At 31.6% G+C, this 12,457-nt stretch carries 9 protein-coding genes; all 9 read left to right on the forward strand.

Translation table 11 applies throughout. From position 1 onward, the window contains the following. Positions 1–73: 73 nt before the first annotated feature. A complete protein-coding gene (locus tag BMY86_RS07225) occupies positions 74–1,537 on the forward strand; it encodes an APC family permease (RefSeq protein ID WP_091467053.1) in 1,464 nt (487 codons plus the stop codon). A 233-nt stretch (positions 1,538–1,770) separates the two neighbouring features. After that, the gene (locus BMY86_RS07230) at positions 1,771–2,928 is read left to right on the forward strand and encodes a homogentisate 1,2-dioxygenase (RefSeq protein WP_091467056.1); all 1,158 of its coding nucleotides are present in this window, start codon (positions 1,771–1,773) and stop codon (positions 2,926–2,928) included. A gap of 90 nt (positions 2,929–3,018) precedes the next feature. Next, positions 3,019–4,182: a 4-hydroxyphenylpyruvate dioxygenase gene (hppD, locus tag BMY86_RS07235; protein WP_091467059.1), complete on the forward strand. Its 1,164-nt coding sequence runs from the start codon at positions 3,019–3,021 to the stop codon at positions 4,180–4,182. Positions 4,183–4,622: 440 nt separating this feature from the next. Next, complete coding sequence (locus tag BMY86_RS07240; protein ID WP_091467062.1) at positions 4,623–5,396, forward strand: DUF3108 domain-containing protein; 774 nt, start codon at positions 4,623–4,625, stop codon at positions 5,394–5,396. Then, positions 5,396–6,325: a tryptophan 2,3-dioxygenase family protein gene (locus BMY86_RS07245; protein ID WP_177177151.1), complete on the forward strand. Its 930-nt coding sequence runs from the start codon at positions 5,396–5,398 to the stop codon at positions 6,323–6,325. Before BMY86_RS07240 ends, BMY86_RS07245 begins: the two co-directional genes overlap by 1 nt. Positions 6,326–6,342: 17 nt before the next feature. Continuing rightward, complete coding sequence (locus BMY86_RS07250; RefSeq protein ID WP_091467067.1) at positions 6,343–7,575, forward strand: M23 family metallopeptidase; 1,233 nt, start codon at positions 6,343–6,345, stop codon at positions 7,573–7,575. 4 nt (positions 7,576–7,579) lie between these two features. Then, positions 7,580–9,220 (forward strand): glucose-6-phosphate isomerase, encoded by a 1,641-nt coding sequence (gene pgi / locus BMY86_RS07255; RefSeq protein ID WP_091467071.1) that lies wholly within the window; start codon positions 7,580–7,582, stop codon positions 9,218–9,220. Between the two features lie 64 nt (positions 9,221–9,284). Next, complete coding sequence (locus tag BMY86_RS07260) at positions 9,285–10,730, forward strand: nucleoside recognition domain-containing protein (protein WP_091467074.1); 1,446 nt, start codon at positions 9,285–9,287, stop codon at positions 10,728–10,730. 89 nt (positions 10,731–10,819) lie between these two features. Further along, a complete protein-coding gene (locus tag BMY86_RS07265) occupies positions 10,820–12,421 on the forward strand; it encodes a fumarate hydratase (protein WP_091467077.1) in 1,602 nt (533 codons plus the stop codon). Positions 12,422–12,457: the final 36 nt, after the last annotated feature.

The raw sequence follows: 12,457 nt of genomic DNA on the forward strand, positions 1-12,457 counted from the left end.
TTGGTTATTTCGTGTGAAATAACCTATATTTGGAACTTGAAAAAATTAATTAACTAAACACTATAATAATATTATGTCAATTTGGAGAGTTAAACCTGTATCTGCCTTTGAGGCCGATATGAAAAAAAGTGAATTAAAACGAGTTCTAGGTAAATGGAGCTTAACTGCGATCGGAATTGGTGCAATTATTGGTGGTGGTATCTTTGTACTTACAGGTACAGGTGCTTACTATCATGCAGGACCAGCGTTAGCTATTTCATTTGTTATTGCAGGAATTGCATGTGTATTTGCTGCTTTATGTTATTCTGAATTTGCTTCAATTTTACCAGTAGAAGGTTCTGCATATGCGTATGCGTATGGAACAATTGGTGAAGTTTTCGCTTGGATTATTGGTTGGGGTTTAATTCTAGAATATGCCATGGGTTCCATGACCGTTGCGGTATCATGGTCCGGATATTTCAATAAACTTCTCAAAATGTTTGGTATTAAATTACCAGAATGGTTAACTGCAGATCCTGCAAGTTACACAGGAGAAGGATTCTCAATGAACTTACCAGCTTTCTTAATTGTATTATTTGTAATTTCTATTTTAATTAGAGGTACAAAAGGAGCTGCAAATGCGAATAACTTTATCGTACTTTTAAAAGTATCTGCCGTTATTTTCGTAATTCTTGCTGGTGTATTCTTTGTAAATTTGGACAACTGGGATCCATTCATCCCTGCTGCAACTGAAATTGTAGACAAAGCGGGAACACATAAAGCCTATGGTATTGGTGGTATTATTTCAGGAGCGGCAGCCATTTTCTTTGCCTATGTTGGTTTTGATGCGGTTTCAACTCAAGCTGGTGAAGCAATTAATCCTAAAAAAGATGTACCATTCGCAATTATTGCCTCTCTATTAGTATGTACTTTACTTTATATCTTAGTTTCTTTAGTATTAACTGGGATGATGAATTACGAAGACTTTAACCCACTTGGAAAATATCCAGAAGCTATTAAAGCACCAGTTGCTTATGCTTTTGATATTGCTGGACAAGCTTGGGCTGGATATATCATTACAATTGCTGCTACAGTAGGTTTAATTTCAGTATTAATGGTTATGATTATGGGTCAATCTAGAATTTTCTTAGGAATGTCTAAAGACGGATTAATTCCTTCTGTATTCTCTAAAGTAAACCCATTATCTGGAACTCCAAAAAACAACTTAATGATTTTAGGAGGATTTATCTCAATTGTTGCTGCATTTACACCAATTAACAAATTAGCAGATATGACAAGTTTCGGTACTTTATTTGCCTTTACTATGGTTTGTATTGCTGTTTGGATTTTAAGAGTAAAACAACCAAATATTGAACGTACATTTAAAGTTCCAGCATTACCAGTTATTGCTGTGTGTGGAATCTTAATTAATACTTACTTAATGATTAATTTAAGTAAAGAAGCTCAATTATTATCTTTAGGTTGGTTAGCTATTGGAATCTTAGTGTATTTCTTATACGGAAAACGCAACTCAAAACTAAACAACAAAGAAGAATAATATATAAAAGAACGGCTGCAATTTGTAGCCGTTTTTTTTTATCTAAAATTTTTCCGATATTTGTAGTAATGAAAATCTTTTGGACAGATTTATTAGCACACTTAAAGTTCCTTATCAAGAGAAATCCTGAATGAGTATTTTTTAGCGTGCCTATTTACCAATTATTTTAATGGGTAAAATTACTTTTTGGCACATCGACATATTTTAACATTGTCTAATTAAAAAATAATAAAATGCCAATATATCACAAATTAGGAAAAATTCCTCATAAACGTCATATACAATTCCGTAAACCAAACGGCGATTTGTATTATGAACAACTATTCGGAACAATTGGTTTCGATGGAATGTCAACGAATTCATATCACGAATTCAGACCAACAATGGTTAAAGAAATTCGTAAACAATATTCGGTTGCACCAAAAATCGCAAAAGCTAACAATATTCAATCATACCGATTAAGAGGTTTTCAAGTAGAACCACAAGATGATTTTTTAGAAAGTAGAAAAATCGTTTTAACCAATTCAGATTGTCATATTGTATTAGCCGCACCTAAAAATTTAACTTCTGATTATTTTTATAAGAATACCGATTCTGATGAAGTAATTTTTATCCATAAAGGAACAGGAAAATTACGTACTATGTATGGAAATCTTGATTTCAAATATGGTGACTATTTAGTTATTCCTCGTGGAATGATTTATAAAATGGATTTTGATACCGATAATAACCGTTTGTTTATTGTAGAATCACACCGTCCAATTTATACTCCAAAACGTTATAGAAACTGGTTCGGACAATTATTAGAGCATTCTCCATTTTGTGAGCGTGACATTCGTCGTCCGGAAGAATTAGAAACGTATGCAGAAAAAGGAGAATTCATCATCAAAGTAAAAAAGAAAGATGAAATCTTCGAAATGGTTTATGCTTCACATCCTTTTGATGTAATTGGATATGATGGTTTCAATTATCCATATGCGTTTTCAATTCACGATTTCGAACCAATTACAGGTAGAATTCACCAACCGCCTCCAGTACACCAAACGTTTGAAACAGATGCTTTTGTAATCTGTTCGTTTGTACCAAGATTATACGATTATCACCCAGAATCAATTCCAGCTCCGTACAATCATAGTAATATTGATAGTGATGAAGTATTGTATTATGTGGATGGTGATTTCATGAGTAGAAATGATATTGAAGCGGGACACATATCTTTACACCCTGCTGGAATTCCTCACGGACCACACCCAGGAGCAACAGAAAGAAGTATTGGTAAAGTGGATACACAAGAATTAGCAGTAATGGTAGACACGTTTAAACCATTAATGGTTACAGAAGATGCAATGAAAATTGCAGATGAACAATATTACCAATCTTGGCTTGATTAATTAGCCAATTTATTAATTAGCCGATAAGGCAATTATTGTATAACTTCAATTGGCAAATTGCCATATTGACAAATTAAAAATTAAAATATTATGAGTAACGAAATAAAATCAGTCGAATACGGCTTAGAAAAAATATTTGAAGGCGCACAAGATTTCTTACCTTTATTAGGTACAGATTATGTAGAATTTTATGTAGGAAATGCTAAACAAGCTGCCCATTTTTATAAAACAGCTTTCGGTTTCCAATCTTTAGCGTATGCAGGATTAGAAACAGGAGTTAAAGACAGAGCATCTTATGTTTTAAAACAAGATAAAATCCGATTAGTTTTAACAACTGCGCTAAATAGTAATTCTCCAATTGGGGAACATGTAAAAAAACATGGTGATGGTGTTAAAGTAATTGCATTATGGGTAGAAGATGCACGTAAATCGTATGAAGAAACTACAAATCGTGGTGCAAAATCGTACTTTGAGCCTGTTGTTGAAAAAGATGAAAACGGTGAAGTTGTTCGTGCTGGAATTTATGGTGCTTACGGTGAAACAGTATTTATTTTTGTAGAACGTAAAAACTATAATGGAATCTTTTTACCAGGATACAGTGAGTGGAAATCTGATTACAATCCAGAGCCAGTTGGTTTAAAATTTATAGACCATATGGTTGGTAATACCGGATGGAACAGAATGAATGAAGCGGTTAAATGGTTTGAAGACGTAATGGGATTTGTAAATTTCCTATCCTTTGACGACAAACAAATTACTACAGAATATTCTGCATTAATGTCGAAAGTAATGAGTAACGGAAATGGTAGAATTAAATTCCCAATTAACGAACCGGCTAATGGTAAAAAACGTTCTCAAATTGAAGAATATTTAGATTTCTATGAAGATGAAGGCGTTCAACATATTGCAGTTGCTACTGATGACATCATCAAAACAGTTGCCGATATGCGTTCAAGAGGTGTAGAATTTTTAAGTACACCACCTCAAGCCTATTATGATGCTATTCCTGAAAGATTAAAAGATCATATGTCGAAATTTAAAGAAGATATTAATGAACTTCAAAAATTAGGAATCATGATTGATGCTGATGAAGAAGGTTATTTATTACAAATCTTTACCAAACCAGTTGAAGACCGACCAACTTTATTCTTCGAAATTATTCAAAGAATGGGTGCCAAAGGTTTTGGAGCTGGAAACTTCAAAGCATTGTTTGAATCAATTGAAAGAGAACAAGCCTTAAGAGGTACATTATAAAAAACACAAAAAAGCACTTGAATTTCAAGTGCTTTTTACATTTAAATTAGTAAACCAACAGAAACAAGAAGAATTTGACAAAAAAACTGAATTTTTTATCAAATTTAAATACTTAAAAACCAATAAGTTAAAAATTTTCATTGCTTAATCTTTAAGAAAAGTTCAATATTTTTTAATATTGTGAAATTTTGACCTGTTTTTTTGCGTTTTTTTCTGTTAAAAGTGTTAAAGTTGATTTTTCTTTAAATAAACCACAAAATCTTAACATATCTTTGCAGTGCAAATGAGGGGTAGTAGTCTCATTTGTATATAAGTTTTTCATAATTTATAGTTTTTGGTTGGTTAATAGCATAAAAACTCAGTCATATCGTTTGACTGGGTTTTTTGTTTTTTGTAACTTTGGAACAATAATTGTATTCTTCAAAGAAAAACAGTAAAAAATGAAAAGAATTATATTACTTCTAGCGGTTTTCGTACTATCAAGCTCTTTTGATATGGGTCAAGTAGATGCTTATAATGTAGGGGAATTTTTCAAATTAAGAATACATTATGGTTTAGTAAATGCAGGTTATGCCACTCTTGAGGTAAAAGACGCAGAGCTAAATGGTAAAAAAATGCACCATGTTATTGGTAAAGGTTATACTACAGGTATGACCAAACTAATGTTTAAAGTGGTGGATAACTATGAAAGTTATTTCGATAAAGAAACTAACAAACCTTATGTATTTATAAGAAATATCAATGAAGGTGGTTACAAAAAAAACCAACAAGGATATTTCAATCAAGCTAACAATACTGTACTTGTAAAAGATTATAAAAATAAAACCGAAAAAACATTTTCTGTTCCTGAAAATGTACAAGATATAGTATCATCTTTTTATTATTTAAGAAATCACCCAAGAATTGACAAGTTAAATGTTGGTGAATCTATCACAATTGATATGTTTTTTGATGAAGAAACAACAAAATTTAAGCTAAAATTCATTGGTAGAGAAAATATAAACTCTAAATTTGGAAAAATAAATTGCATGATTTTTAGACCCTACGTGCAAGCTGGTCGTGTTTTTAAGGAAGAAGAAAGTTTAACCGTTTGGATTTCAGACGATAACAACCGTATTCCTATCCGTGTAAAAGCAAGTTTAGCAGTTGGTTCTTTAAAGGCAGATATTGAAGAATATAAAGGATTGAAGCATCCAATAAAATTTAAAAACTAATTATTTTGCAAAATAATATTGAGGAAAAAATTCAGCTTTTAGAAGAAAAGTTTGAAAAAATCAATCAAAAAACAGAAACACATTTAGAAGGTTTACTTTGGGCTAAACCAATTACGTATTGGGATTATATCCAAACAGATGCCCTTTTAAATTTACAAATTCAGCGTTCAACTTTACCGGATGAAATGGTATTTATCATGTATCATCAGGTTAATGAATTATTGTTCAAAATGATCCTTTGGGAAATGGATCAACTTTGCCATACAGCATTACCAAGCACAGCATTTTTTACTGAACGATTAAACAGAATTAGTCGTTATTTTGATATGCTTACTACTTCTTTCGACATCATGAAAGACGGTATGGAACCAGAGCAATATCTGAAATTTAGAAACACTTTAACTCCAGCAAGTGGATTTCAAAGTGCACAATATAGAATGATTGAATTTGGATCTACAGATTTAATTAACCTAGTAGATATTAGATTTAGAGCCTCTTTTGATAAAAACGCCTCATACTCTGAAATATTAGATCATTTATATTGGCAAGCAGCTGGAAAAGATTATCACACAGGTGAAAAATCTTATTTATTAGCAGAATTCGAACGTAAATACAAAAAAGAATTTTTAAGTTTTATGGAAGAATACAGCAATATAAATCTTTGGCAAAAATTCAAACAATTACCAGAAGCTGATCAAAAAAATCCAGATTTAGTTGCCGCAATGCGTCATTATGATAAAACCGTAAACATTACTTGGGTTATGGGACATTTTAATGCTGCGAAAAAATACATTGAAAGCGTACCAGGTAGTCATGAAGCAACTGGTGGTAGTGATTGGAAAAAATACATGTTGCCAAAATACCAACGCAGAATTTTCTTTCCACAACTTTGGACAAAAGAAGAATTAGATAATTGGGGAGAAGAATAATTACAAAAAATTAAAGTTTGAAGTATATACTATATTTACTAATACTAGTACTTGGCTTTTCGTGTCAACAAGAAAAGTCTGAAAAAGTAGCTAAGATTGCCGTTAAAAAAGAACCTATTGTTAAAGAATATGGTTTTATTTTTAATGATTTTACTGTGGTGCAAGACACTTTAGAATCAGGCGATACTTTTAGTACTATTTTAGAAGGATATACCCTACCCGATAGTTTAAAATTATTTGATATTACTGAAAAAGTTAAAGATTCTTTCAACATCAAAAACATTCGTGCTGGAAAAGAATTTATCACCTTTTCAGACAAAAAAAATAAAAAGAATTTAAAAGCTTTCGTTTACGTTCAAGACAAAACAAGTTATTTAGTTGTCGATTTAAGAGATTCCATTAAAGTGGAAATCAAAAAACGTCCAACAATTTTAAAAAGACGCACTATAGCTGCAGAATTAGATGGTTCTTTATCTGAAACATTATCCAGAAATGGAGTGAGCGCTGCTTTAGCCAACGAATTAGCTCAAATTTATAAATACTCTATCGACTTCTTCAAACTAAAGAAAGGCGATAAATTTGCCGTAACCATTCAAGAAAAATACTTTGAAAATGGGGAATATCTTGGAGTGGATAAAGTGGAAGCTTCTTATTTCGAATACAAAGGAAAAAAAATCTATGCTTTTCCTTATAAGTTAAATGAAAATCAAAAAAGAGTAGAATATTATGATGAAAAGGCTTCTGGTGCTAAAAGTATGTTCTTAAAAGCGCCTTTAGATTATTTCAAATTAACTTCAAAATTCACGGCTCGTAGATTTCACCCCGTACAATTTAAATGGAAAGCTCATAATGGAACGGATTATGCAGCACCACACGGAACACCTATTAAAACAACTGCTTCAGGAGTAGTTGAAGCAACCGGTTATACTTCCGGAAATGGAAACTTTGTAAAAGTAAAACACAACTCAAAATACTCTACACAATATCTTCACATGTCTAAAATTTTAGTACGAAGAGGACAAAGTGTAACACAAGGTCAAATCATTGGAAAAGTAGGTAGTACAGGTTTAGCAACTGGTCCACACGTATGTTATCGTTTTTGGAAAAACGGAGTTCAAGTGGATCCATTACGCATGAAATTACCCTCTTCAGAACCCATGACCAAAAAACAAAAAGAAAAATATTTAGCTACAATTGCACCTTTAAAAAAAGAACTAGACGACACGACAGCCAAAACTTTTAAAGAGTAATCCAATGAACCTAAATAAAATTAATCCAACTTCTACTGCTGCTTGGCAAAAATTAAGAGCTCATTTTTCAGAAATTGAATTTCAATCTACTAAAGATTTATTTAAAGATGAAAATAGAGTAACGAATTTTAGCATTGAATGGAATGATTTTTATGTAGATTTTTCTAAAAACAATTGGACAAAAGAAACGATTTATTTATTATTGGAACTGGCAAATGAAGTGGACTTAAAAAAAGCCATTGAAAGTTATTTCATTGGTGAAAAAATTAACGAAACTGAAAACAGAGCAGTTCTTCATACAGCTTTACGAGCTACTAAAACAGAAGAAATTTTTGTTGATGGAATTAATATTATTCCGGAAGTTTTCGATACAAAATTGAAAATTCAAAAATGTACTGAAACTGTTTTATCGGGTAATGCAAAAGGTTATACAGGAAAAACCTTTACAGATGTAGTTAATATTGGAATTGGTGGTTCCGATTTAGGACCAGACATGGTTGTAGAGGCATTACAATACTACAAAACCAATTTAAATGTACATTTTGTTTCGAATATTGATGGTGATCATGTTCAAGAAATTCTTAAAAAAGTAAATCCAGAAACAACACTTTTCATTATTGTTTCAAAAACATTTACGACACAAGAAACCTTAACAAATGCAGAAACTATTAAGAAATGGTTTTTAAAAAATGCTTCTGAAAAAGACATTTCCAAACATTTTGTTGCGGTGACTTCTAATGAAGAAAAAGCTGTTTCTTTTGGAATAATTTCTGAAAATATTTTCCCTATGTGGGATTGGGTTGGTGGAAGATTTTCATTATGGAGTGCCGTTGGTTTAAGCATTAGTTTAGCCGTTGGATATGATAATTTTGAAAAATTATTATCCGGTGCAAATAAAATGGATGTGCATTTTAGAACATCCGATTTCAATCAAAACATACCCGTAATTTTAGCACTTTTAAGTGTTTGGCACAATAATTTTTTTGGAGCTGAAACCGAAGCAATTGTTCCTTATACGCAATATTTACATAAACTGGCACCTTACTTACAACAAGGTATGATGGAAAGTAATGGAAAATCTGTTGATAGAAATGGATTTCCCGTGAATTACCAAACTGGTACCGTTATTTGGGGTGAACCAGGTTCTAATGCGCAACATGCCTTTTTCCAATTAATTCATCAAGGAACGAAATTAATTCCAACCGATTTTATTGGTTTCATTAAGCCGTTACACAACGAAAAAGATCATCATAACAAATTAATGTCGAACTTTTTCGCTCAAACCGAAGCGTTATTGATGGGAAAAAGTAGTGATGAAGTTTTGGCAGAATGTTTAGCATTAGGAAAATCAGAAGCAGATATAAAAGAATTACTTCCATTCAAAACATTTGAAGGAAATAAACCAACTAATACCATATTAATCAACCAATTAACTCCAGAAAATTTAGGTTCTTTAATTGCAATGTATGAACATAAAATTTTCGTTCAAGGTATCATTTGGAATATTTATAGTTATGATCAATGGGGTGTTGAATTAGGTAAAAAATTAGCCAATTCAATCTTAGATGAAATTGAAAATAATGAAGTGAAATCACACGATAGTTCTACAACTGCTCTACTTCAAAAATTCTTAGGTAAAAGATAAAACGACATATTTTTAGCTTTTTGTAATAAAATATTTTAATCTTACATTTACAAAAAAAAGCAAAATGGTATTAAGTCGATTCTGGTTAGTAATTTTTATTTCATCAATTCTATTCATAATAGTTGGATTATTTTCTTCACAATATTATTCTATCGATTATGTTTTAAACGGAAAAAAAGACGATCCTATTCTTATCTCTGAAAAATTCTTAAATGAATATCCCAAACCATTACAAGATTCAATTCTAAAAGCAGAAGAAAAAACATATAAAGTTGACTTAGATACTTTAAACCCAGACACAACTTATGTGTTTAAAAACAAAACGGTTAAAGTATTTAGTGGCGTACAAAAATCGGATGGTTTATTACCAACCTGTAAAGCTAGTTTATTTGATATTATCTTACCGTTAATGGCTTATTTAGCCTTCTTTTGTGGACTTATGGAATTATTAATTATTTCAGGAGCGTCAGAATATTTAGCTAAAAAACTAAGTCCATTTTTTGCTCAAATTTTCCCTTCAATTCCAAAAAATCACGAATCGGTTTCCTACATGACGTTGAACTTTGCGGCTAACTTTTTAGGTTTAGATTCTGCAGCCACACCATTCGGATTAAAAGCCATGGAAAGTTTACAAGAACTGAATCCCGAAAAAGATAAGGCTAGTGATGCACAAATTATGTTTATGTGTTTACATGCTGCGGGTTTAACCTTAATACCAACATCTATTATTGGATATAGAGCAGCAGCAAATGCCGCTAATCCTGCTGATGTAATGTTACCATGTATCATTACTTCATTTATTGGTACAATTGCAGCATTATTAATTGTTGGAATTAGACAACGTATTAATTTTAAAAGTGCCACTTTATTAGTTGGATTAATGTCTATTATTGCATCTATAGTTGGTTTATTATTTTACATCAACGGTTTAAATTTAGTGGAAAAGAATTTCTTTACTTCTAACTTATCTGCTATTATGTTAATTGCCATTATTGGAATTACATTAACCTATGCATTTCTAAAAGAAAAGAAATTTGTTGAGAAAAAAACCACCATATTTGATGCTTTTGTTTCAGGAGCAAAAAATGGTTTAACAACAGGAGTAACTATTTTCCCTTATGTATTAGGAATGTTAGCGGCCATTTCTTTTTTTAGAAATAGTGGATTATTTGAAATGATGAGCAATGGAATTTCTTATATTTTTTCAAATTTAAATGTTTCAAAAGAAATTACAGATTCTTTACCCGTTGCCATGTTACGTCCATTTAGTTCAAGTGGTTCTCGTGGTTTTATGATAGATGCGATGAATAACTTTGGACCAGATTCATTAACGGGTCGTTTAAGCTCTATTTTTCAATGTAGTGCCGAAACAACTTTTTATGTAATTGCTGTCTATTTTGGAAGTATTAATGTGAAAAACACTCGTTATACATTAGCAACCATGTTATTAGTTGACCTAATTTGTGTTATTACAGCAATTGCAGTGGCAAGTTGGTTTTTTGTGAAATAATTAACTCAAACAAAGCCGCTAAGAGTTTATAACTCATAAAGATTTTTTTAAAATTATCCGTAACTTTACATTTATAAACACACTATACAATGGACTTTTTATATCAAGAACCGTATCCAATTTTAAAAGACGATACACAATACAAAAAATTAACTTCAGACTACGTAAAAGTAGAGCAATTAGGAGATAGAGAAATTTTAGTCGTAGATCCAAAAGGGTTAGAATTACTAGCTCAAGAAGCTATGGATGATGTTTCATTCATGTTACGATCAGCGCACTTACAGAAATTAAGAAATATTATTGAAGATCCTGAAGCTACAGACAACGACCGATTTGTTGCCTATAATTTATTACAAAATGCTGCAGTAGCAGTGGAAGGTCAATTACCATCTTGTCAGGATACAGGTACAGCAATTGTAGTTGCTAAAAAAGGAGAAAATGTTTACACAGGTGTTGATGATGGAGAATGGTTATCGAAAGGAATTTACAATACCTATACCAATAAAAACTTACGTTATTCGCAAATTGTACCCATTTCAATGTTCGAAGAAAAAAACTCAGGTTCTAATCTTCCTGCACAAATAGACATTTATGCAAAAAAAGGAGCTTCTTATGAATTTTTGTTTTTAACAAAAGGTGGTGGTTCTGCAAACAAAACGTTCTTATATCAAAAAACAAAATCGTTGTTAAATGATAAATCGATGGAAGAATTTATCCGTGAAAAAATCATGGATTTAGGAACATCTGCATGTCCGCCTTACCATTTAGCAATTGTTATTGGAGGAACTTCTGCAGAAGCGAATTTAGCTACTGTTAAAAAAGCTTCAGCTGGTTATTATGATAATTTACCAACTTCTGGTAATATGGCTGGTCAAGCATTTAGAGATTTAGAATGGGAAAAAAGAGTGCAACAAATTTGTCAAGAAAGTCATATTGGAGCACAATTCGGAGGAAAATATTTAACACATGATGTGCGCGTTATTCGTTTACCACGTCATGCTGCTTCTTGTCCGGTTGGTATGGGAGTTTCTTGTTCGGCAGATAGAAATATTAAAGGAAAAATCACGAGAGATGGAATTTTCTTAGAACAATTAGAAACCAATCCAGGTCAGTTTTTACCAGCTACTGCTCCACATTTAGAGCCAGCTGTAGAAATAGATTTGAATAAACCAATGTCGGAAATTTTAGCAGAATTATCGAAATACCCAATTAAAACAAGATTAAAATTAAATGGTACTTTAATTGTTGCACGTGATATTGCTCATGCAAAAATTAAAGAATTGTTAGATGCTGGTAAACCAATGCCAGAATATTTCAAAAACCATCCAGTTTATTATGCTGGTCCGGCGAAAACACCAGATGGAATGCCTTCAGGAAGTTTCGGGCCAACAACAGCAGGAAGAATGGACGTTTATGTAGATGAATTCCAAGCAGCTGGAGGAAGCATGGTAATGTTAGCAAAAGGTAATAGAAGTAAAGAGGTTATGAATGCTTGTAATAAATACGGTGGTTTCTATTTAGGATCTATTGGTGGACCTGCAGCCATTTTAGCAAAAGAAAATATTTTATCTGTTGAAGTGGTAGATTTTGAAGAATTAGGAATGGAAGCTGTACGTAAAATTACAGTTAAGGATTTCCCTGCTTTTATTATTACAGATGATAAAGGAAACGATTTCTTTGCAAATTTATAACATAAAAATATTTTGAGATTTTATTAAAAAAGCAAT

This window comes from Flavobacterium urocaniciphilum (assembly GCF_900110615.1).
In the GTDB taxonomy this organism is placed as follows: domain Bacteria; phylum Bacteroidota; class Bacteroidia; order Flavobacteriales; family Flavobacteriaceae; genus Flavobacterium; species Flavobacterium urocaniciphilum.